21 protein-coding genes and 1 tRNA gene are annotated in these 24011 nt (G+C 33.5%); 9 read left to right on the forward strand and 13 right to left on the reverse strand.

Translation table 11 applies throughout. The features are described 5' to 3' along the window. Window positions 1-181 precede the first annotated feature (181 nt). From mnmG to EKM05_RS00380, 3 genes are all read right to left on the reverse strand, one after another. The gene (gene mnmG, locus EKM05_RS00370; RefSeq protein WP_126552824.1) at window positions 182-2053 is read right to left on the reverse strand and encodes a tRNA uridine-5-carboxymethylaminomethyl(34) synthesis enzyme MnmG; all 1872 of its coding nucleotides are present in this window, start codon (window positions 2051-2053) and stop codon (window positions 182-184) included. A gap of 152 nt (window positions 2054-2205) precedes the next feature. Beyond that, on the reverse strand, window positions 2206-2613 hold the full coding sequence (gene ybeY, locus EKM05_RS00375) for an rRNA maturation RNase YbeY (protein WP_126457751.1): 408 nt from the start codon (window positions 2611-2613) through the stop codon (window positions 2206-2208). Next, window positions 2610-5912 carry a hypothetical protein gene (locus EKM05_RS00380; RefSeq protein ID WP_126552826.1) on the reverse strand — a complete coding sequence of 1101 codons (3303 nt, stop codon included), beginning with the start codon at window positions 5910-5912 and terminating at the stop codon, window positions 2610-2612. The genes ybeY and EKM05_RS00380 overlap by 4 nt, the downstream gene beginning before the upstream one ends. A gap of 308 nt (window positions 5913-6220) precedes the next feature. Here EKM05_RS00380 and gltX point away from each other — a divergent pair, with 308 nt between their 5' ends. After that, window positions 6221-7732: a glutamate--tRNA ligase gene (gene gltX, locus EKM05_RS00385; protein WP_126552828.1), complete on the forward strand. Its 1512-nt coding sequence runs from the start codon at window positions 6221-6223 to the stop codon at window positions 7730-7732. Window positions 7733-8059: 327 nt separating this feature from the next. On the opposite strand, the gene EKM05_RS14520 is transcribed toward gltX, so the two are convergent. After that, window positions 8060-8239: a hypothetical protein gene (locus EKM05_RS14520; RefSeq protein WP_231507448.1), complete on the reverse strand. Its 180-nt coding sequence runs from the start codon at window positions 8237-8239 to the stop codon at window positions 8060-8062. 280 nt (window positions 8240-8519) lie between these two features. On the opposite strand from EKM05_RS14520, the gene EKM05_RS00395 reads away from it, so the two are divergent. Further along, window positions 8520-9506, forward strand: a complete 987-nt coding sequence (locus EKM05_RS00395) for an SPFH domain-containing protein (RefSeq protein ID WP_126552830.1) — start codon at window positions 8520-8522, stop codon at window positions 9504-9506. 31 nt (window positions 9507-9537) lie between these two features. On the opposite strand, the gene EKM05_RS00400 is transcribed toward EKM05_RS00395, so the two are convergent. The 4 genes from EKM05_RS00400 to EKM05_RS00415 form a co-directional block, all read right to left on the reverse strand. Beyond that, on the reverse strand, window positions 9538-9789 hold the full coding sequence (locus EKM05_RS00400; RefSeq protein WP_126457755.1) for a DUF6327 family protein: 252 nt from the start codon (window positions 9787-9789) through the stop codon (window positions 9538-9540). 3 nt (window positions 9790-9792) lie between these two features. After that, window positions 9793-10143, reverse strand: coding sequence for a competence protein (locus EKM05_RS00405; RefSeq protein WP_126452310.1), 351 nt, complete (start codon window positions 10141-10143; stop codon window positions 9793-9795). A gap of 39 nt (window positions 10144-10182) precedes the next feature. Then, on the reverse strand, window positions 10183-10512 hold the full coding sequence (locus EKM05_RS00410; RefSeq protein ID WP_126457756.1) for a YtxH domain-containing protein: 330 nt from the start codon (window positions 10510-10512) through the stop codon (window positions 10183-10185). Window positions 10513-10817: 305 nt separating this feature from the next. Beyond that, window positions 10818-12920, reverse strand: coding sequence for a glutamine--tRNA ligase/YqeY domain fusion protein (locus EKM05_RS00415; protein WP_126552832.1), 2103 nt, complete (start codon window positions 12918-12920; stop codon window positions 10818-10820). 125 nt (window positions 12921-13045) lie between these two features. On the opposite strand from EKM05_RS00415, the gene folB reads away from it, so the two are divergent. Together folB and EKM05_RS00425 are read left to right on the forward strand one after the other, a co-directional pair. Continuing rightward, the gene (gene folB / locus EKM05_RS00420; protein WP_126452316.1) at window positions 13046-13405 is read left to right on the forward strand and encodes a dihydroneopterin aldolase; all 360 of its coding nucleotides are present in this window, start codon (window positions 13046-13048) and stop codon (window positions 13403-13405) included. A gap of 82 nt (window positions 13406-13487) precedes the next feature. Then, window positions 13488-13558 (forward strand) — tRNA-Cys (locus EKM05_RS00425). 305 nt (window positions 13559-13863) lie between these two features. Here EKM05_RS00425 and EKM05_RS00430 read toward each other — a convergent pair. From EKM05_RS00430 to rnr, 3 genes are read right to left on the reverse strand one after another with little or no spacing between them, the layout of a single operon-like run. Continuing rightward, a complete protein-coding gene (locus EKM05_RS00430) occupies window positions 13864-14541 on the reverse strand; it encodes a LysE family translocator (RefSeq protein ID WP_126452318.1) in 678 nt (225 codons plus the stop codon). A 41-nt stretch (window positions 14542-14582) separates the two neighbouring features. Next, a complete protein-coding gene (locus EKM05_RS00435; protein ID WP_126552834.1) occupies window positions 14583-15326 on the reverse strand; it encodes a head GIN domain-containing protein in 744 nt (247 codons plus the stop codon). Between the two features lie 5 nt (window positions 15327-15331). Next, window positions 15332-17521, reverse strand: coding sequence for a ribonuclease R (gene rnr, locus EKM05_RS00440; RefSeq protein WP_126552836.1), 2190 nt, complete (start codon window positions 17519-17521; stop codon window positions 15332-15334). Window positions 17522-17629: 108 nt separating this feature from the next. Here rnr and EKM05_RS00445 point away from each other — a divergent pair, with 108 nt between their 5' ends. Both EKM05_RS00445 and rpiB read left to right on the forward strand, forming a co-directional pair. Beyond that, complete coding sequence (locus EKM05_RS00445; RefSeq protein ID WP_126454931.1) at window positions 17630-17863, forward strand: DUF2007 domain-containing protein; 234 nt, start codon at window positions 17630-17632, stop codon at window positions 17861-17863. A 718-nt stretch (window positions 17864-18581) separates the two neighbouring features. Then, entirely contained in the window at window positions 18582-19010 is a 429-nt protein-coding gene (gene rpiB, locus EKM05_RS00450; RefSeq protein WP_126454933.1) for a ribose 5-phosphate isomerase B, read from the forward strand. Here the strand turns inward: rpiB and EKM05_RS00455 are convergent. After that, on the reverse strand, window positions 19007-19285 hold the full coding sequence (locus EKM05_RS00455) for a DUF1294 domain-containing protein (protein WP_126552838.1): 279 nt from the start codon (window positions 19283-19285) through the stop codon (window positions 19007-19009). The two genes, rpiB and EKM05_RS00455, sit on opposite strands and share 4 nt — an antisense overlap. Window positions 19286-19349: 64 nt before the next feature. Between EKM05_RS00455 and EKM05_RS00460 the strand changes: the two genes are divergently transcribed. Further along, entirely contained in the window at window positions 19350-21473 is a 2124-nt protein-coding gene (locus EKM05_RS00460) for a Tex family protein (protein WP_126552840.1), read from the forward strand. 39 nt (window positions 21474-21512) lie between these two features. On the opposite strand, the gene tatA is transcribed toward EKM05_RS00460, so the two are convergent. Further along, window positions 21513-21686, reverse strand: coding sequence for a twin-arginine translocase TatA/TatE family subunit (gene tatA, locus EKM05_RS00465; protein ID WP_126454940.1), 174 nt, complete (start codon window positions 21684-21686; stop codon window positions 21513-21515). Between the two features lie 214 nt (window positions 21687-21900). Here tatA and EKM05_RS00470 point away from each other — a divergent pair, with 214 nt between their 5' ends. Together EKM05_RS00470 and EKM05_RS00475 are read left to right on the forward strand one after the other, a co-directional pair. Continuing rightward, complete coding sequence (locus EKM05_RS00470; protein ID WP_126552842.1) at window positions 21901-22422, forward strand: peptidase; 522 nt, start codon at window positions 21901-21903, stop codon at window positions 22420-22422. A 67-nt stretch (window positions 22423-22489) separates the two neighbouring features. Next, a complete protein-coding gene (locus tag EKM05_RS00475; protein WP_126552844.1) occupies window positions 22490-23989 on the forward strand; it encodes a GH3 auxin-responsive promoter family protein in 1500 nt (499 codons plus the stop codon). Window positions 23990-24011: the final 22 nt, after the last annotated feature.

Raw genomic sequence — 24011 nt, forward strand, 5'->3', positions numbered from 1 at the left:
CCTGAAAACACATACGAATGCTTTCAGGGCTGAATTATTTATTTTTATGATTCTTTAATAATTCCAAGGCTTCACAGCGTAGTTTCACGTGGAACAAATTTTAGTGTTCCGTGTTCAGAGGCGGTATTCAGTATAAATCGACAATTAAACTGATCACTATAAACTGAATACTGATCACTTCCTAACGTCCCATATAAATCAACAACACCGAAACATCACTTGGTGACACACCGCTGATTCTTGATGCTTGCGAAATGGTAACAGGACGAATCTTGCCTAGTTTTTGTTTCGCCTCAATTGACATGGACTTAATTTTATCATAATCAAAATTTTCAGGGATTTTAACATCTTCTAAACGAAGTAACTTATCAGCATTATTTCTTTCTTTTTCTATGTAACCAGAATATTTCACTTGGATTTCGGCTTGTTCTAAAATTTCTTGATCCACATCATTGGCGGCAACATAAGCTACTACTTTCTCGAATTTCATCATGTCCTCTAAATCAATTTGCGGACGAGAAAACACTTTGAACATCTTATCACCTTGCGAAATCAGCGCCGTCTCTTTTGCTTCTAAAACAGGATTTGCTTCCGCAACCGAAACACTCGTTTCTTTGAAGAAAGCCACCATTTTTTCGGATTCATTTAGTTTGTGTTCCATTCTGCGCAAACGTGCTTCTGAGGCTAAACCTATTTCATGTGACATGGGAGTTAACCTAAAATCGGCATTGTCCTGACGCAACAGCGTTCTATATTCTGCTCGAGACGTAAACATTCTGTATGGTTCTTCAGTTCCTTTCGTAATTAAATCATCAATTAAAACTCCGATATAGGCTTCGTCTCTTTTTAAAATTAAGGGTGCTTTTTCATGCACTTTCAAATGCGCATTTATTCCGGCCATCAGTCCTTGAGAAGCTGCTTCTTCATATCCTGTAGTTCCGTTTATTTGACCAGCGAAATACAATCCTTCAATAAGTTTTGTTTCCAAAGTATGCTTCAATTGCGTCGGCGGGAAATAATCATATTCAATTGCATATCCCGGACGAAAGAATTTTACTTTTTCAAATCCTACAACAGAACTCAATGCCTTGAATTGAATATCCTCAGGAAGCGACGTTGAAAATCCATTCACATAAACTTCACAAGTATTCCATCCTTCTGGTTCTACAAACAGTTGATGTCTTTCTTTATCCGCAAAACGATTAATTTTATCTTCAATCGACGGACAATATCTTGGCCCAAGACTTTTTATTCTACCGTTAAACATTGGCGAACGATCAAAACCTTCTCTCAAGATATCGTGAACTTCAAGAGAGGTATAGGTCATATGACACGATTTTTGATGAATCAACGGTGAGGTCACATCTGAATAGGAAAATTTATCCGGCTTCGCATCTCCTTTTTCTTCATTCATTTTTGAATAATCCAAAGATCGTCCATCAACTCTTGGAGGCGTTCCTGTTTTCATTCGTCCTGATTGAAACCCAGCAGCAACTAAATCTTCAGTAATTCCATGTGCAGCACTCTCGCCTGCTCTTCCACCACCAAATTGTTTTTCGCCAATATGAATCAATCCATTCAGGAAAGTTCCATTAGTCAACACAACCGACTTAGACCGAATCTCTACTCCTAGCGAAGTTCGGATTCCTTTTATTTTTCCGTTTTCAATAATCAAACCTTTCACCATTTCCTGATAAAAGTCAAGATTTGGAGTTCCTTCAAGCATCATTCTCCACTCCTCGGCAAAACGCATTCGATCACTTTGAACACGCGGAGACCACATTGCAGGACCTTTGGATTTGTTCAGCATCTTGAACTGGATTGCAGTTCTATCCGAAACAATTCCAGAGTACCCCCCAAGCGCATCAATCTCGCGTACAATTTGTCCTTTAGCAATTCCACCCATAGCTGGGTTGCATGACATTTGGGCAATATTCTGCAAACTCATTGTTACCAGTAAGGTTTTAGAACCAAGATTTGCAGCAGCGGCAGCAGCCTCAGAACCGGCGTGTCCTGCGCCCACAACTATCACATCATATTCATTTAAAAACATCTTCTTTATAATTTAATCCGTATTAAGGATTGTGATTTTGAAATCTATTTTATTGTTCCACGTGAAACATTATATACTCAATTTTCAAATCTAAACTAAATGTTCCACGTGAAACACTTTAGATTAAAATAAAGAAAACACTATTGTTTCACCTAAAACATAGCGATTTTTTCATCTTCTTTACTACGCATTAAAAGCTCCTCCGACTCTCCTTTGTCTTTGTAGCCACAGTAATGTAAAATTCCGTGAACTAAAACGCGTTTTAATTCTTGCTCAAAAGAGACATTGAAATCAGCGGCATTGTCTTTCACTCTTTCGACAGAAACAAAAATATCACCGTGCAACTCATTACCCATAGAATAATCAAAACTAATTATATCTGTTAGCGTATCATGATTCAAATATTCTACATTGATTTTATGTAGATACTCATCATCACAAAAGATGTAATTAATCTCTCCTTCTTTCTTGTTTTCTGAAGTAATAACATTTTCCAACCAAGCTACAACAGCTTCTTCGTTGTCTAAATTAAAGTCGGTTTCGTAATTAAAATTGATCATTTTTTATTAAAATATTCTTGAACTTTTTGATTAAAATTCGAGCGTAAAGGTAAGGATTGTCTATTTAATATTTCTATGCTATTCAAATAATCTAATAAAGCTGCCGGAAGCACATTAGATGGGTTTTTAAACTCCTTTTTATTGGTTTCGGATTGGCGTTTCTTTTCTTCACCTTGTTGCTGAATAGCGGAATTTAATTTCAACAATTCCTGTTTCACATTCAATATCTTTTGAAGCGTTTCGTTCTTAAAACCTTTGTTTAATAATTGCTTTTCAATTTGCTTCATTTGTTCCAAAGCGCTTTGTCCATTACCAACCAATCCTTGTTTATTTAATTCGTTTTGCAATGCTTCCCTTAATTGCTTTTGTTCTTTGTAAATTTCCATTATAGCTTGTGCATCACCTTCTCCGCCCTCACCCTTTTGTCCCGGTTTTCCTTGATTTCCTTGTTTACCATTTTGTCCTTTTGGACCGTCCCCATACTTATCTACTTTCTTAATTCCGTCTTTCATTTTCTCGCCAAGACCTTCTTGTTTTTTAATAATATCCGGCAATTGCATTCCTTGTCCTTGACCTAGCTTCGGTTTCCCAGAACCCATTCCTGACATTTGCATTTGCATATTGTAAAGCATGTCACTGAGAAAATCTGCTAGTTTGTTAGCCGATGAAATCGAATATTGTTGGTGAGACAAACCTTTTGGAACTTGAGCGTCGGTTAAACTGGATAACGATTTGTCGACGTTGTAAACTACATTACCAATTTCTTTGGTAATATCCTCCGCAATTTTAGGATTACGCAAGGACATCGCAAATAAACTATCGTCAACATGCTTGAACTGTTGCTTTAAATCCTGTTGAATTTTTATGTTTTTATTGAACGCTGGAGACCCTGATTTATGCCTTTTGAACTGATTCATCAAATCTTCCTGTGACAAAGAAAAAGCTAATAAATTGTCTGCGATTTGTCGCAACATGACAACATCTTCCTGCAACTGTTCCATATCTCCTTTATCCAAAGTTTGCGCCATTTTTTGCGCCATCTCTTTCATCTTTTTAGAAGCACTTTTTTGGTTTGGTTTGGCTTTATCCTTTTTATCTTTCTTCAATTCCTCAGAAGCTTTCTTTAAATCATCAACAATGCTTTTTTCTTTAGCTTCGTCATTTGGTAAATCCAATGGTGATTTTAATTCCTTATTTTCTTTTTCCAAATCATTTAAATCTAATTGAATTTTATCAAACTCCGCATTAATATCTTCCTGTTTATCCAGTTTATTTTCATTTTCATCATCAGATAATTTGTCTAGTTTTTTAGAAAGCTTGTCCAGTTTTTCACCTAACTGTTCCGCTTTCTTTTCAACATAAAATCTCTTAGTCAACTCTACCAACTGTTCTAAATTCTTAGTTTGGTTTTTACTGTTTTGTTTAAAATTATCCAACTTGGTCAACAACTCTTCATTCTGGATTTTATCGTTCAGTTCTTTCAACTCGTCTAAAAGCTTTTGGTTTTTTTCCAATTCTTTTTCCGATTTGTCCATTCGGTTTTGAAGCACTTCTTTTAATTCATCTTTTTTATCCGTTTTGAATTGCTCCAAGTTGTCATTCATTTTTTTTGTAAATTCTTTCATCATCTCATCCTGTTTCATTTGACGCTTGATAAAATCATTTACTTTTTGCTGATCTTTGAAATCCAAATTTTCTTTCTCTTTTCCGGTTTTTTGCAACTTTTCTATATCGGCCATTTGCTTGTCCTGGTTTTTTAAAGACTTCTCTAAACTGTTAATGTTGTCGTTTTGCTGCTGCAAAATTTGATCTTCCTTTTCTTCATCTGTCGAAACACGATTAGTGAAGACCATAGACTTCGTACTTTTAAAATTGTGAATCGCATCATTATCAAAAACTTCAAAATAATACTCATAAGAAACCCCTTGCTCCACCGGAAGATTACTTGGAAACGAAAATACGAATTGGTCAAAAGAACTTTTCTTAATAGCAATTGTTCCACGTTTGGCAGTTTGCGGTTTCTCTATTTCGTAATAAACAATCTGAAGTTTAGACAAACCATAATCATCCGTGATTTGGCCTAAAACATAGTTCTTAGCAATCTTCAAACTGTCCGGTGTATTGTTCACATTGATCGTTGGGAACTGATCTTTGATAACTGTAAGCTGATAATTGAGTTTTTCGTGGTTTTTTACCTTATCATTTGAAGTAAATATTTGATAATCTGTATTTTGAAGTATATTTTTAGATAAAATAAAGGAGTTTTCTGTTTTCGAAAAAGAAGATTTGGAAATTCCGCTCATCCACGCAATATTTTGGGTCGCTTGAGTTTCTATTTTCCAAGTTACACGCGTTCCTTCAGGAATAACAGCATTTCCAGTTCCATTTATAGTTTCTGCTTTTTTATTCAAATATGAAGGAAAGTTCAATTGCATTTCGAAATTAGCAATCAAAGGAACGGTTATCACTTTCAATTCATAATCCGGAGAAGAAATAGCATTTCCCTCCACGTGAAACAAAATATTTCCTGAAGGCTTTGCCATCTTAAATTGAAATTCTCCAGCTTTCAATGATTCCATGAAATAACTTTCATCGCCAATGAAAATCATTGCATTCTCCGGAGCTATCTTTCCTTCGGTTTTAATGCGAAGGATAAAATCCTTTCCTTGCTCGGTTTGTAAATTCGAATTTAAAACAACGAATTTAAAAGGAGCCGGTGGCAAAAAAGCCGAATTGAAATGTACTACTCTATTCAAACTTTGAGAAATCATGCTGCTGTTTCCAGAAAAATAAAAGAAAGCATATAACAAAATTGGAATTAAAGCCAAAGGAAAATACTTTCTGTTAACATTATAATTTATGGCGTTACCAAAAGGAATTGGTTGCAATGCATTGGCTTTTTGTTCAATCGAAGCAGCTAATAACTCCGATTTACTTTGATGAATATCCGAATCTGCCAATTGTAAGAAATTTGTCAACTTATCACTCACTTCCGTAAAATGATTTCCAATAATTTCCGAAGCCTGATTGTAATCGATTCCTTTTTGAAGTTTGAATAATTTAAAAATGGGAAACAAAATAAAACGGAACAACAAATAGACTTCTACTCCAATGAAAGTCGAAAATAAAATGGTTCTTCCTATTGGCTTGAGCCAAAGAAAATATTCTACAAAAAGCGTAAAAAAGAAATACAACAATCCTAAACCGACAAAGAAAATAGTTCCCCGTATCAATTCGTTGGTATAAAACTTCCTGATGAAAGCTTTTAATTTTAGATAAATAAATTCCTGAGTTTCCAAAATTTATGCTTTGTTTGTTGTAACCAATAAAAGTAATAATTTATATGCTGGCAATTATCCAAATTCCAAAATATCTGAATCAAAGATTGAAGTCTCTTGGCAAACAGAATCAACGTTTTTACCGCTAATTCGCTAATTTTTATAAAAAAATCTATATTAAATAAACCACTTGATGTAGAATTGCACTAATTAACATCCTAAAATACAAAATTTAGTTTTTCTAAAAATAAATTTGCGGATTTGCGGTTCTTTTAAAAACTGATGTGTTTGCCTACTTGAATTTGTATCTTTGCAAAAAAAATACAGCAATGTCTAGACAAGTTCGGGTGCGTTTTGCACCAAGTCCAACGGGACCTTTACATATTGGCGGAGTTCGTACCGCATTATTCAATTATTTGTTTGCCAAAAAAAACAATGGTGTCTTCTTCCTGAGAATTGAAGATACGGACCAAAATCGTTTTGTTCCCGGAGCCGAAGAATATATCATGGAAGCGCTAGAATGGTTAGGAATTGCACCCGATGAGACTATTGGTAAAAACGAAAAATTTGGTCCATACCGTCAAAGCGAAAGAAAAGAATTGTACCAACAATATGCTGCTGAATTAATCAATTCTGAAAATGCGTATTATGCTTTTGATACAGCCGAAGCATTGGATTCAGCAAGAAAATTAGAAGAAGATCAAGGGAAAACTTTTATTTACAATCATACTAACAGAGAGAAACTAGATACCTCCTTAGTGATTTCTGCAGATGAAACTGCTAAAAGAATTGCTGATGGAGAACATTATGTCATCCGTTTTAAAACTCCAGTGAATGAAACCTTGCATCTGCATGACATAATTCGTGGCGATGTGAAATTTGAAACGAATCTTTTAGACGATAAAGTATTGTTCAAAAGCGACGGAATGCCAACGTACCATTTGGCTAATATTGTGGATGATCATTTAATGGAAACATCACATGTAATTCGCGGTGAAGAATGGTTACCATCAATGCCTTTGCACGTTTTGTTGTACAGAGCATTTGGTTGGGAAGCACCGGAATTTGCACATTTACCATTGATTATGAAACCTGTTGGGAACGGAAAATTATCCAAACGTGACGGTGACAAAATGGGATTTCCTGTATTTCCATTAGATTGGAAAACTACAGAAGGCATTTCATCGGGTTACAGAGAAAAAGGATTTTTCCCGGAAGCCGTAATCAACTTTTTAGCATTATTAGGTTGGAACGATGGAACCGAAAAAGAATTATTCTCGCTGGAAGAATTAGTGGAAGCATTTGACTTGAACAGAGTTCATAAAGCTGGAGCTAAATTTGATCCAGAAAAAAACAAATGGTTCAATCACCAGTATTTAATCAAGCAGGAAGATGCAACTTTGGCGAAAGCCTATACTCCTATTTTAGCTGAAAAAGGTTTCTCGACTGCGCTCGAAATGACAAAGTTGACCAAAATAGTTTCTTTAATCAAAGAACGTGCGGATTTCGTTTCAGAATTTTGGGAAATGAGCGATTTCTTTTTTGTGGCTCCAACAGCCTATGATGAAAAAGCAAGCAAAAATTGGAAAGCAGAAACTCCGGCATTGATGCAAGAATTAATTTCTGTTATAGAAGAAATCACCGATTTCACTTCGATGAACACAGAAACAATTGTCAAAGATTGGATGACAAAAAATGAAATTGGAATGGGAAAAGTAATGCAACCGTTTCGATTGAGCTTGGTTGGCGCACTGAAAGGTCCTCACCTATTTGATATCGTTGAAGTAATAGGAAAAGACGAAACGATTAACAGAATTCAAAAAGCAATTGCTACTCTTTAAAACTAATAAAGCTTCTAGTCTCTTGTAGGCTAGAAGCTTTATATTTTATACAATTCACAAGTAAAATTTTACAAATAAATTATCATATTTCCGTTTAGTATTCCAGGATTTCCTTTGAAGTTGACTCCTAAATTCTTGTTGTTCCATTTTTAAAGCATATTATTGACTCCATATTGATAGGAAACATTAGCACTAAAATGACGAACGCCAAAAGTGATTCTAACAGTTGGATAACAATTAAAATTTGAAATTTCCCTAATATCTTTAGCTAATAAAGTTATTCCGCAAATAACATTGTTTTTCTCCGTGTTATTTGTATTTAATTTTCTATTTACCGTGTAACACGGGTCCAAACTCAATACTCAAATGATTTTCAATAAGCCTGTAACACATTTGTAAAGACACTTGAGCTGATGCTAATTTATAATTTACATCTTCATTAACTGAAGACAAACTGTTTGTTGCTACAGAAAAATTATTTTCGCTAAACTGAATTACATACACCATATCCCAATTATTATAAAAATTTCCTCGAATAGAAAATTCTGCATTCCAACCCAGTCCTTATTTAGTTTAAAATTATTTGTGTTAAAGGTAAATTGATTCTCTCCAAAAATAATACCTACTCTATTGGAATCCCGGTATTTGTATTGGGTTAAAGTGCTTATTGAAATAAAAACACAAGCTAAAGCAAACAAAATCTTTCTCATATTATTTAAAATTTACAAGAACAAACCTAAAGATTTTTTGTAAATTGTCGGATATTTATTTAACTAAAAAAAACATTATGAACATTCCATTAATAGTACTCTTAGTAGTTGGATTTTTTATTTTACTTTCCTCTTTTTTTACTGTCATACAGCAAACAGCTGCAGTAGTAGAACGATTTGGAAGGTTTTTAAACATTAGACAATCAGGTTTACATCTAAAAATTCCTTTAATAGACCGAATTGCCGGTCGCGTTAATCTTAAAATACAGCAATTAGACGTTATAATTGAAACAAAAACCAAAGACAATGTTTTTGTGAAACTAAAAGTTTCGGTTCAATTTATGGTTATCAAAGAAACCGTTTATGATGCTTTTTATAAACTGGAATATCCACACGATCAAATAACATCTTATGTGTTTGATGTGGTTCGTGCCGAAGTTCCAAAGCTAAAACTGGATGATGTTTTTGAAAGAAAAGACGATATCGCCATTGCTGTAAAAAGAGAATTAAATGAAGCCATGACTACGTATGGTTATACGATTATCAATACATTGGTAACAGATATCGATCCGGATATTCAAGTGAAAAATGCGATGAACAGAATTAATGCAGCTGATAGAGAAAAAACTGTTGCGGGATTTGAAGCCGAAGCCTCCAGAATTAGAATTGTAGCTAAAGCCGAAGCCGAAGCAGAAAGTAAACGATTACAAGGACAAGGTATTGCGAACCAAAGAAGAGAAATTGCTAAAGGTTTAGTAGAGAGTGTAGATGTTTTGAACAGAGTTGGTATCAACTCCCAAGAAGCTTCAGCATTGATAGTGGTTACACAACATTATGATACGCTACAAGCTATTGGAGCAGATTCTAATTCTAATTTAATTTTATTACCCAATTCACCTCAAGCAGGAAGTGACATGCTGAATAACATGATTGCCTCTTTCAGCGCTTCCAATCAAGTGGGTGAAATGATGAAAAAAGGTAATAGAAAACCAAATCCTAAAAAAGAAAATAAAACGGATTATCAATTACCTGAAAAACCAGAAGCTCCGGAAACGGAAGAATAATTTAAATTCAAATCATAAAAAAAGAGGCTCATCAGCCTCTTTTTATTTTTTTTATCCACTTGATCACAAATGGTAATGCAATGGTCAATAGCGATCCGTACGAACCTGAAAATGCATTTAAGGATGATCCTATGACACCACTCACAATATTTGAGGGGGTTAAACTCTCTTTTGTTTTTTGAAAACCATACGCTAATTTTTGATAACTGATTTCTTTTTCAATCCTTAAAATTTCCAGTTCTCTTTCAATTTGAGCATAGGATGAATATTTTTTGGTTTCCATAAATTAGTCGTTAAAAAAGATTTCTGAAAATTTCTCTAAAATAGGTCCTTCAATAATTCTATCTTTAATAGTAAATAAAAGCATTGTCAGTACAAGATAAATTCCACCAACTATTAAAAACCCATAAGCATAACTATCTAAAGCTATTCCAATAGCAAATGCTGCCGCAACAGAACAAAACAATAAAACCATACTAAAGCAAAGTAAAATCAAAGACATTTTTATGATCATTGTCGTTGATTTCATTGCAAGCTTAAAGCCTCTTAATTTATAATAAGCAGCGGTAGCTTCCAAATATTCTTTAGCCTGTTCTTGAATGTTTTCTGTGTTTTCTTTTAGTTCTTCAAAAGCCATGTACTTATTTTTAGATTTTAATACTAAATTAAATCAAAATTACTTTTGAAGTTTGGCGTTTTGAGATTTTAATTCCGCCAATTTTTCTTCTAAGAAAGAAATGACATCATCCGTCTTGTGACTCATATTAGACACTAGCTCCTCATAAGTTCCTTCCAGATCGTATTTAGCAAGCGAAAACTTATCTTTCAATTCTAAAGATACACTATCAAATCTGTTTTTTAATTCATTTTTAGCATCCTCAAAACCATCTTTAAATTTTTCTCTAGTTCTAGAGCCTTTATCCGGAGCGAATAAAATTCCTACTCCTGCACCTATAGCTACACCTGTTAAAAGAGCCAATACTGTATTTCCTGTATTATTCGACATGATTCTTACTTTTATACGTTCGTTTTATAAAGATACATATTTATAAACAACAACCCGTTAACAACTCGTTAAAGTGTAATTATACAAGACCAAAAGCAAATAAAAGCAAGCTCTTGTGTGTTTTTTTAAATTCTATAAAAGATGTTGTTTATGCTATAAAAGACGTTTAAAATCAATATATGGATGTTGTTTTCGATTAGATAAAAATATTAAAAAAAGTATTTCTATAAAAAATTACTATACCAATCAAAAATCCTCTAAAAAGAGGATTTTTGATTGGTAAAATCTATTTTAGCAATATGTTCTTAAAATGTAAGATCATTTAATACCTGTAGCACTTTATCGTTTTTTTCATTATTTTTCATTTCTGAAAGTTGTGATTGAAAAAGACTAAAATTACCGCCGTCCTTTTGTAAGTTTTCGATAACTAAAATTCGAACCGCTGCCAATTGGCTTTTCAATGACATCGAATATAATTTTGTTAAAGACTCTTCGTCAATATCTTTTATATTAACCTTATCAGAATGCAGTAAAATCAAATTAGAAAACAATAACGAGTTATTATCATTCTTAATATTTTTGACAATAGTCTGAATAATTAAACTGTAATTATCTATACTTTTTATATTAGTCACAATGTTGTTTAAAATCAAATTGGCATTGTTTTCATCCTTTTCTTTTACATATTTATTGATTTCTTTTTGCGTGTTCATCAATAAATTTTCTTCTTTTTTGCCCTTTTCTTCCCAAGCATCTTTTAATCCAACGGTTTTATTGAAGACAATTTTGCCTTCAGTTGAATCTTTATCCACATTGAAGTAACCCAATCGTTGAAACTGAAATTTATCTCCGGATTGTACCGTTGCCAAACTTGGTTCTACAAATCCTTTTACAATTTGTAACGAACCAGGATTCATAAATTCCAAGAAATTTTTCTCTTTGTGACTGTCTGGCGCTTCATCGATAAACAAGCGATCGTAGAGCCGAACTTCCGTCTCTAGAGCGTGTTGTATAGAAACCCAATGCAGGGTTCCGGCCACTTTTCGTTGACTGGCTTCGCTCCCGCTCCCGCTCCTGCTGTCTTCATCATACGTTACATGAATTTCAGTAATATTACCCGCAGCATCTTTTACAACACGCTCTCCTTTAATAATATAGGCGTTTTTAAGACGTACTTCTCTGCCTAAACTCAATCGGAAAAATTTGGCAGGAGCCTCTTCTAGAAAGTCTTCTTTTTCAATAAATAATTCTCTTGAAAAAGGAACTTTCCTAAATCCTGCTCTTTCATCTTCCTGATTGTTTTCGGCTTCAAGCCATTCTTCTTTGTCATCCGGATAATTTGTGATGACTAATTTTATAGGATCTAAAACCGCCATAACTCTTGGAGCCGTTTTATTCAAATCTTCACGCAGGCAAAATTCCAAAAGTGAAAAATCAATTATATTTTCTCTTTTGGCAACACCAATACTATCACAAAACTTACGAATAGAAGCTGCGGTATATCCTCTTCTTCGCAATCCTGAAATTGTTGGCATTCTAGGATCATCCCAACCGTTTACAATATTTTCCTGTACTAATTGCAACAGTTTTCGTTTGCTCATTACCGTGTAGTTCAAGTTCAAACGGGCAAATTCATATTGTTGTGGTCGTACTTTTGAATCATCATAAATTTGGGCTAAAAACCAGTTGTATAGTTCTCGGTGCATTACAAATTCTAACGTACAAATCGAATGCGAAATTTGTTCTATATAATCACTTTCTCCATGCGCATAGTCATACATTGGATAAATATTCCATTGATTGCCTGTCCTGTGATGGTGACGGTGTAAAATACGATACATCAATGGATCACGCATCAACATATTAGTAGATGCCATATCAATTTTCGCACGTAAAACATGACTTCCTTCCGGAAAATCTCCATTTTTCATTCCTTCAAATAAAATGAGATTTTCTTCTATAGTACGGTTTCTGAAAGGCCCATCTACACCTGCTTGTGTTGGCGTTCCTTTTTGCAATGCCATCTTTTCCGAGGATTGGCTGTCTATATATGCTTTTCCCTTTTTAATCATCAAAATTGCCCAGTCATACAATTGCTGAAAATAATCAGAAGAATACAATTCCTCGGTCCAGTTAAATCCCAACCATTTTAAATCTTCTTTGATGGCGTCTACATATTCCTGTTCTTCTTTAGCAGGATTGGTATCATCAAAACGCAAGTTAACCGGTGCATTGTACTTTAATCCTAAACCAAAATTCAAGCAAATTGATTTAGCATGACCAATATGTAAATAGCCATTAGGCTCCGGCGGAAAACGAAAACGTAATTTATCTTTAGGAAAACCGTTAGATAAACTGTCTTCAATGATTTGTTCTATAAAATGGAGCGATTTTTCTTCAGTTGACATTTTTTTGTTTTATTTTAGCAAAGATAAAAAAAGTTTGAGGTTAAAGGTTTAAAGTTTCCATAGAAACCTTTGAAAAATTAGCAATTCCTCTTTACATTATACGCTTTACACACAAAAATAAAATAATGGGAATTATAAAACTTAAAAATATCCGCACCTACTCCTACCACGGTTGCTTGATCGAGGAAGGAAAAATTGGGTCAGACTATATTGTAAATTTAGAAGTTAAGACTGATTTGAGAAAATCCAGTGTCACGGATGATTTGAAAGACACGGTGGATTATGTGCTCTTAAATCATATCGTTGTAGAAGAAATGGCGATTCGTTCAGACCTATTAGAACATGTGGCACACCGAATCTTAACGCGAATCTTTGAAGAAATTCCGGAAATTTCCAGAATTATTGTGGCGGTTTCTAAACTAAACCCCCCTATTGGTGGTGATGTTGAAGCAGTTACTATTGAATTGGAAGAATATAGAAGCTAAATTAAAAATATTTTTTAAAACTTTTAAACTTTAAACTTTTAAACTTTAAACTTTTTGAGTACTTTTGCCGTCCATTCAACAGGGCGTCGTGGCCGAGTGGCTAGGCTGGGCTCTGCAAAAGCTCCTACTCCGGTTCGAATCCGGACGATGCCTCTAAAACCTTCAAAGCAATTTGGAGGTTTATTTATGTCTAATTTTTAGGAAAAATTAAATAAATATAGGTTCGAATCCGTCCTGAAGCTTCGAGAGATGCCTCTAAAACCTTCAAAGTAATTTGGAGGTTTTTTTATGTCTAATTTTTAGGAAAATTAGGGTTCGAATCCGGATAAAATATAAAACCTTTAAAACACTTTAGTTTTTTTTGACTCAAATTTTTACCATTAAGAAACTACATTTTATTAAGACTTAAGACTTAATTTTTCTTAATTTCTTAATGGTTTAAAAAAACGTAATAGACTTTAATTATCTATTTTATCAAATGCTTTTTTTACCAATTCTTTTTCTTCCGGAAACCAACCTTGGGTGATCAAAACCATCCCAAAAACCATCATTACAATACTGATTCCTTTTTTAATTTTAAGGATGTTATTAGGGGTAAGTTTTGTTTTTAATTGTTTAGCTAATCCAATTTTGATACAATCTATAAATAAATAGGTTCCAATAACTGCAATAAAAAAAGTGACCATTCTAAATGTTTGCATTTCTAGTTTTGGTCCTACTGAAATAATAATAGCCAACCAAAAACCAAGTACACCTATATTGATAATATTTAACAAAAAACCTTTTATAAAAAGGCTTAAATAATTTTTTTTAACTATTTCCTTATCGATAATGTCTGTATTTATTTTCTCTTCTTTTTTTAATTGCAGGAAAGAAATTACACCATAAGCGAGCATCAACACACCTCCAAAAATAAAAAGTGCTGGTTGGTCTTTTAAACTTTGAATTAACCGGTAACTGCCTAAATAAGCAATTCCGATGAAAACAATATCTCCTAAAATTACGCCTAAATCAAATATTAAAGCCGCTCTAAATCCTTTTATAATACTTGTTTCCAGTAAAATAAAAAAAACAGGGCCAATCATAAAACTTAAGAAAATTCCCCAAGGAATACCAGCTAGAATATCGTTTATCATTAAATATCTAAATTTATTGGTATGAAAAATAAACTAAAATACTAATTTTTCTCTAAGATAGTTCCACCAATAAAAATATTTTGGTTAATCTGTTTTGGTTTTCCATAGATAAAAATTGAGCCTCCAGCTTTTACTTTTGCATCCACTAATATTGTGGCATGAATTTCTGATTGTCCTCCTGCAGTAACACTTATGGTTGTTTGAGAAGTCTCTAAATCCTTAGCATTAAGAATTCCGCCCGAGGTAATTACAACATCTTGATTTTTGGCTCTACCGGATACTGAAACTATTCCTCCTGCATTCGCTTTCACTTCTACTTTATCAACATCAATTTCTAACTTTATTTCGCCTCCAGATTTTGCATTTAAATCTAATACTGTTTGTTTAAAATCAGAGTCACTTGATACATAACTTCCCTCGCTTACAGCAATACTTTGCAAGGTTTTAAAATATAACTTAACTTTAATATCATCTCCAGATAATAATTTAGGGAAAGGCATTCTGATTTTTAATTCACCGTTCTTATTCACCGTTTCCACTTCATCTGCACGAGCACCGGTTATAATAATTTTGTTTTCTGAGGCTGCAATTAATTTAACACTGATTTTATCAAATACTTTTACTTCATCAAAATCTCCTAAATTTCTGGTTATCTGAGCATTTGTTATTTGACTTAAAAATATAAAAGCAATAATCACTAATTTTTTACTCCTATTTCTAATATTTATTTTTTGGTATTGCTTCGCCAGTTCGTTAGCACTCGTGTCGTGAATATTTGATTTCATTTTTTTTATTTTAATGGTTCTCCAATTCTTCTTAAAAAATTAAAATCCAGTTGTTTTTTAACTAAATCAGCATTTTTTACTTTAACGTAAATTTCATCTCCTAATTGTAATAATTTTCCAGAAGTTGCACCAGTAAGTGCGTATTGTTTTTCATCAAAGGTGTAATAATCGTCTTTTATATCCCTGATTCTACACATTCCTTCACATTTATTTTCGATAATTTCTACATAAATTCCCCATTCTGTCACACCGGAAATTACACCCAAAAATTCCTCGTCCTGATGATCTTGCATGTATTTGACCTGCATGTACTTAATAGAATCACGTTCAGCATTAGTTGCTAAACCTTCCATTGTGGACGAATGAACGCATTTTGTTTCATACGTTTCTTCATCTACTGATTTACCTCCGTCCAGATAATGTTGCAACAAACGATGCACCATCACATCCGGATAACGACGAATTGGTGATGTAAAATGCGAATAATAATCAAAAGCTAAACCATAATGTCCTATGTTATCCGTTGAATATTTGGCTTTACTCATACTTCTAATCGCAAGGGTATCAATTAAATTTTGTTCTTTTTTACCATTTACATCTTCCATTAATTTATTTAAAGCTTGTGAAATAGAACCTTGTTTAAAATCAATTTTATGTCCAAACTTAGCAATAACAGCTTGCATCGCAAAAAGTTTATCCTCATTGGGTTCATCGTGAATTCTGTAAATAAACGTTTTCTTTTGTTTTCCAATGTATTCCGCTACTTTTCTGTTGGCTAAAAGCATGAATTCTTCAATCAGATGATTGGCATCTTTCGAAACTTTAAAATAAACGCCTTGCGGTTCACCGGCTTCGTCTAAATTAAATTTCACTTCCACTTTATCAAAAGTAATAGCTCCTTCAGCCATTCTTCTTTTTCTAAGAATTTTAGCTAATTCATCCATTTTTAGCGTCGCAGCGACAATTTCTTTCGAAACTTGATACGAACTTGCCGTGATCGAAATTTCTGATGGAATCACATCGTCTTTGGTCTCTATGATATACTGCGCTTCTTCATACGCAAAACGTTGATCAGAGTAAATTACCGTTCGACCAAACCATTGGTTGATAACCTCGGATGTTTCGTTAATTTCAAATATAGCCGAAAACGTATATTTTTCTTCATTTGGTCGCAACGAACACGCAAAGTTTGATAATACTTCGGGTAACATTGGCACTACTCTATCTACTAAATAAACAGATGTTGCTCTTTGATACGCTTCATCATCCAGGATTGTTCCTTCTTGTAAATAATGCGAAACATCAGCAATGTGAATACCAATTTCGTAATTACCATTTTCTAGTTTTTTAAATGAAAGTGCATCATCAAAATCCTTCGCATCTTTTGGATCAATCGTAAAAGTCAACGTATCTCGCATATCGCGACGTTTAGCAATTTCATTTTCTTCTATTGAAGTATCAATTTTTTGTGCAAACATTTCTACTTCAATAGGAAACTCTGACGGCAAACCATATTCTGCAAGAATGGCATGAATTTCTGTATCGTGTTCCCCTGGTTTTCCTAAAACTTTTATTACGGAACCAAAAGGACTATCAGCTCTGGCCGGCCAATCTTCAATGTGTACCAAAACGACATCACCTTGTTCGGCCTCGCCTATTTTATCCTTTGGAATAAAAATATCGGTATACATTTTTGGATTTGCAGTAGAAACAAAAGCAAAATTAGCTTGAATGTCAATTACACCCACAAAATCTGTTTTATTTCTTTCAAGTACTTCAATTACTTCACCTTCGGGTCTTTTTCCTTTTCTGCGGTTGTATACATACACTTTGACAATGTCTTTATCTAAGGCGTGGTTCAAGTTATTGGTCGGGATAAAAACATCTTCTTCCATTTCAGCACAAACAAAATAAGCTGTTTTACGGCTTGTCATATCAATTTTACCCTCGTAATACTCCTTACTTTCTGCTTTTACTAAGTATTTACCCGGCTCTGATTCTATGATTTTGTTTTGCGAAGCCAGAATCTTCAAATCTTTTATAATTTGATTTCTGCTTTCGGTATCATCAAGCTCAAGTTTTGCTCCTATCTGTTTATAATTGAATGCTTTATTAGCACTTTGCGATAATATTTTTATTATTTTTTCAGAGAAATCTTTCTCTTTTTTTATCGGCTTTCTTAATCTTTTACTCATAAATCGGTTCTTAAAAGTCTAAAATTACAAAGAAGATATCATATTACAGATTTTACGGATTATATTTATTAAAAAAATAACTTTCGTATCTTTATAAAAATTGAAAAAATGGAAGATTTCAAAATAATTAGAACCTTTAATTATTCACATGAAATTGTGGTACTAAAGCATTTATTAGAACAGGAAAAAATCAACTATTTTTTTGAAAATGAAACGTTGGTTTCCATCGATCCGTTTGGCAGTTTTGCTTATGGTGGAATTAAACTTAAAGTTCATATTAATGATTTTGAAAAGGTTCAGGAATTATTAGATAACCTGAATACAAAACTGACTATTGTTTAAATCTAAAACAGTACTTTTTTTGAAAGTTGTCAACATCTATTATTTTAAATAAAAAGAAAAATTAAATTTAAATTATTTTTTGGTTGTTATTATAGCATGTTAATAGTGGCAATAAATTTATTTTAAAAATGGTTGAAATCAAGTTTAAAGATGTTATTAAGAGTTATTAACATACTTATTTTAAGATAAAGTATTAATTTTAAAGTCTTTTTATATTTTAATTAACAATGGTTGATAATATAAAAACTAGTGGTTTTGTAAATAACTCACACAACACTATTTTGTTGATAACCCACTTTTTAATATTAATAACTATTCTAAAAATTAACGAAACTAAATTAGGATTTAAAAACTAGGTTTTGGATTACTTATTTTTTAGATATTACCCAAAAATAGTTCTAAGATTCTATCTTAAGTTATGAACATAGTACGTTAATTTAAAGTTAACTGAATATCAAGCAATTGCATTTCGTTATTAACAATGTAAAATTTTAACATTTATAATACAAAATTTATATTGATTTACAACTATTTATGGATTAAAAGGAATTGTTAATAACTGTTAATTAAATAAGGATCTGATAGTTACAAAATAAAATATTAAATTCAATTTTAAAGGTATATTTAAATTGAATTTATCAAATAAATAGGACTTATTTAATTCATCAGAATAGATTACTTTATTTAAATTTGCACAACATTATTTAATACATAGTATATGAAAATCTCCATAGGAAACGATCATGCAGGTCCGGAATACAAAAAAGCAATTGTGGAAATGCTTCAAGCAAAAGGACATGAAGTAACTAATTACGGAACAGATTCAGCAGCAAGTGTAGATTATCCAGATTTTGGTCATCCTGTTGCCACAGATGTTGCAGAGGGAAAAGCTGATTTTGGAATTGTTATTTGCGGGAGTGGCAACGGAATTTCTATGACAGTCAATAAACAATCTAAAGTTCGTGCGGCTTTATGCTGGATGAAAGAAATAGCAGTTTTAGCTCGTCAACATAATGATGCTAATATTATTAGTATTCCCGCTCGGTACACTTCAATTCCACAAGCAGTAGAAATGGTTGAAGCATTTTTAAGTACTGAATTTGAAGGTGGAAGACACCAAAATAGAGTAGATAAAATTTCTTGCTAGAATTTAATTATTCCAAAATTATACAGTCCAAAAAAGATTAAAATTTGAATTACTATAATTCCGTAAAACCTCAAAAGGAAGCTTTCTTTTGAGGTTTTATGTCTAAATAGAAGCATTGCTAAACCGGAACCAAGTGCACCGCCAATAACGCTTGGCAGCAACAAATTAAGTTCTGAAATGCGTCTTTTTTGATTTACTGCTAGCTGTTTGTCAACTGCTATTATTGAAAAAGCAACCAAATTAATGAGTGCAAAATACCAGAATAAAAAAGACATAAATAAGAAATTTTGACTCAAAGATACTATTTTAGCAACATGATTTTATAATCTTAAATTTAAAATGACTAACATACAATTCATATCAAAAGTCGTTGCGACTGCAGCAATAAACATTCAAAAAACAGTACAATTATTACAAGAAGATTGTACTATTCCTTTCATTTCTCGCTATCGAAAAGATACAACAGGAAATCTGGATGAGGTACAAATAGAACAAATTGCAAAGCTTCAAAAAGAATACGAAGTGATTGTAAAACGTAAAGAAGCGATTTTAAAATCGATTCAGGAACAAAATGCGCTCAGTCCAGAATTAGAAAAAAAAACACAACAAAGTTTCGATTTACAGGAATTGGAGGATTTTTATCTCCCATTCAAAAAGAAGAAAAAAACCAAAGCCAATGTGGCTAGAGAAAATGGATTGGAACCACTAGCCAAAATCATTATGGCGCAAAATAATGATGATGTCAATTTTATTTCGACAAAATATTTGAACGACAAAGTAAGCAATGAAGCAGCAGCTCTGCAAGGCGCCAGAGATATTATTGCTGAATGGATTAATGAAAATAGTTATGTTCGAAAGCAACTCCGACGATTGTACGAACGCAAAGCCATTATTACGACTAAAGTGGTAAAAACAAAGAAAGAAGATGAAAAAGCACAAAAATTTAATCAATATTTCGATTGGTCTGAGCCGTTGACTAAAACACCTTCACACAGATTATTAGCCATGCTCCGTGCCGAAAATGAAGGTTTTATTAAGGTTAAAGTAGAAGTTGATATTGATGAAGCGTATGTTATTATTGATGCGTTAGTTTTAAAAAGTGAAAATAAAACCACGCCGCACGTTCAATTAGCTATCGAAGATAGTTACAAACGATTGCTGAATCCGGCGATTTCAAATGAAACTTTGCAAGAAGCTAAAGTGAAGGCTGATGCCAATTCTATTCAGGTTTTTGCGAACAATCTTGGACAGTTATTACTGGCGCCGCCGTTGGGTGAAAAACGAATTCTGGCGATTGATCCCGGTTTTAGAAGCGGATGTAAAATTGTTTGCTTGGACGAAAAAGGAGATTTGTTATACAATGAAACCATTTATCCGCATGCGCCTCAAAAAGAGGAAGCGATGGCGATGAAAAAAATTCGTTCGATGGTAAATTCGTATAAAATTGATGCTATTTCAATAGGAAACGGAACGGCTTCGCGGGAAACCGAATTCTTCATCAAGAAAATAGCTTTCGACAAACCGGTCCAGGTTTTTATCGTTTCAGAAGCGGGAGCATCGGTGTATTCTGCCTCAAAAATTGCTAGAGATGAATTTCCGAATTATGATGCCACCGTTCGAGGTTCGGTTTCTATAGGTAGACGATTAAGTGATCCATTGGCCGAATTAGTAAAAATTGACCCGAAAGCCATTGGCGTAGGCCAATACCAACATGATGTGGACCAAAACAAGTTGAAAGAAGAATTGGATAATACAGTGGTTCGTTGCGTGAATTCAGTTGGGATAAACATAAACACTGCGAGCAAGCATTTATTGAGTTACGTGAGCGGAATAGGAGAGAAGCTGGCTGAAAATATAATACAATACCGCTCGGATAACGGTCCTTTTACAGATAGAAAACAACTTAAAAAAGTGCCGCGTTTGGGTGAAAAAGCGTACCAACAAGGCGTTGCTTTTATCCGAATTTCGAATGCAAAAAACCCATTGGATAATTCAGCGGTTCATCCGGAAGCCTATGGAATTGTAGAAAAAATGGCTAAAGATTTGAAATTGACGGTGCATGATTTGATTGCCAACAAAGAGAAAATCGCTTTGATAAAACCAGAAAACTATAGTACACCAGAAATAGGTTTATTGGGATTGAAAGACATTATCAAGGAATTAGAGAAACCAGGATTAGACCCCAGACAATCAGCTAAAGTATTTGAATTTGATCCGAATGTAAAAATGATAAAAGATATAAAAACAGGAATGGTTTTGCCGGGAATTGTCAATAACATTACTAATTTTGGTTGTTTTGTGGATATTGGAGTCAAAGAAAGCGGGTTGGTTCACATCTCGCAACTCAAAGCCGGTTTTGTTAGTGATGTAAATGAAGTGGTTAAATTGCACCAACATGTTCAAGTCAAAGTGACCGAAGTAGATGAGGAAAGAAAGAGAATTCAGTTGACGATGGTTATTTAAATTATAAAAAAAGGCTTTTCAAGTATGAAAAGCCTTTTTTTATTTTGTTTCGTCTACTTTTTTATCAGCTGACGGATCTTCTTTGGCTGCGTTTTTGAATTCTTTGATTCCGCTTCCTAAGCCTTTCATCAGTTCCGGGATTTTTTTACCTCCAAAAAGTAATAAAACAACCGCCAATATAATAAGGATTTCTGTAACACCTATACTACTCATAATACGATAATTTATTGCCGAAGCAAGTTTGTAATAAACCTATCAGCAAAGGTATAGAGAATTAATTAATAGAAACTCATTTAAATTCATTTATTTTAATTTTAAAAACGTTAAAAATTTATTAAAAACGAATGCAAGATTAAGAAATATGATCCTAGAAAAGCGAATACAATCAACGACAATAATTGTTATATTTGTTAAATAATCAAAAAAGATGCCCGACAAAGGATTAAAAAGACAGAAATTAAAGGAAAATTTATTTAATAAAAGACGTTTAATCATACTAAACGAAGATACTTTTGAAGAAACTTTTTCATTGAAACTTACCCTAATGAACGTTTTTGTGGTAGCAACTTTGGGCGCTATAATCATTACATTTGTCACCACCTTTATCATTGCATTCACTCCTTTACGAGAATTTATACCGGGCTATTCTTCTTCAAAATTGAAAAAGGATGCAATGGAACTGTCTTTAAAATCGGATTCTTTGTCACGCGCATTAAAACAAAACGAAGCCTATATCCAATCGATTCAAAAAGTGCTGACCGGAGAATTAGAATATGCAAAATTCAATAAAGATTCAATACTCGCGGAGGCAGAGGAAGCGCCTTCACAGGTTGATATGTCTGCATCAAAACAAGAATTAGAATTGAGGCAACAGGTTGCGCAGGAAGAGAAAAATGTAAATTCCCTGCGATCCTCCAACAAAGGTAAGGGTCAACCTCCAATAAAGTAAAATAGTTTTTATTACAATAAAATGGAGTGCGCCCAGCGGCTCAAACAATTAAAATCAGAAGGAAGAAATGTCACTAAAATCAATTGCAGCAAAATTATTTGCAAAAAAAATTTACAATACCACACAAGCTTGGTCTACTGATCCTATTGAAACTCAAAAAAAAGTTTTTTTACAATTAATAAAAGACGCAAATAAAACCCAATTTGGCGTAGACCATCATTTTGACCAAATTAAAAATTACGATGATTTTACAAATCAGGTTCCTGTTCGAGATTATGAAGGGTTAAAACCTTATATTGATAAGGTGGTCAAGGGGTCAGTTGATGTGCTATGGAAAGGAAAACCACTTTATTTTGCCAAGACTTCTGGAACAACATCTGGGGCTAAGTACATTCCTTTGACAAAAGAATCCATGCCGTTTCACATTACAGCAGCCAGAAACGCTATTTTGCATTATATTCATGAAACCGGTAACGCTGATTTTGTAGATGGAAAAATGATTTTCTTGCAGGGAAGCCCACTTCTGGAGGTGAATAATGGAATAAAATTCGGTCGTTTATCTGGAATTGTAGCGCATTTTGTTCCAAAATATTTACAAAAAAACCGAATGCCCTCTTGGGAAACCAATTGCATTGAAGACTGGGATACTAAAGTGAATGCAATTGTCGAGGAAACAATCAACGAGAACATGGCTGTGATTTCTGGAATTCCTTCCTGGGTGCAAATGTATTTTGAGAAATTGCATCAAAAAGGAGGGAAGCCTGTTGGGGAAATCTTCAAAAACTTCAATTTGTTTATTTACGGCGGTGTAAATTATGAACCGTACCGCGCCAAATTTGAAAATTTGATAGGTCGAAAAGTAGACAGTATTGAGCTGTTTCCGGCTTCGGAAGGATTTTTTGCGTACCAAGATTCACAAAAAGAAAAAGGAATGTTACTGCTTTTGAACTCGGGAATTTTTTATGAATTTATTAAATCAGACGAATTTTATACGAATCCCGAAGGTTCGGGACCAAGACGTTTTACGATTGGTGAAGTGGAACTGGGCGTCAATTACGTTTTAATCATTTCTACTAATGCAGGACTTTGGGGATATGATTTAGGCGATACCGTTCAATTTACCAGTTTAAAACCCTACAGAATTATAGTATCCGGAAGAATCAAACATTATATTTCGGCTTTTGGAGAACATGTAATTGGGAAAGAAGTGGAAAGTGCGTTACAGGAAGCAATTCTTGGAACTACCATTCGAATCAATGAGTTTACCGTGGCACCACAAATCACTCCTGCAGAGGGATTGCCGTATCATGAATGGTTTATTGAATTTGAAAACGACCCGGAAGACAGCGTATCTTTTGCGGAAGCGCTGGACAATGCCATGCGAAAACAAAACATGTATTATGATGATTTGATTGTTGGTAAAGTGTTGCGAAAAGTGGTGATTACCAAAGTGGCTAAAAATGGCTTTCAGGACTATATGAAATCCATTGGCAAACTGGGCGGACAAAATAAAATTCCGAGGCTTTCTAATGACAGAAGTATTGTGGATTTATTAAGAAGTAAATAAATATCTTACCTTTGAAGGTTAG

The organism is Flavobacterium sp. GSP27, assembly GCF_003970395.1.
In the GTDB taxonomy this organism is placed as follows: domain Bacteria; phylum Bacteroidota; class Bacteroidia; order Flavobacteriales; family Flavobacteriaceae; genus Flavobacterium.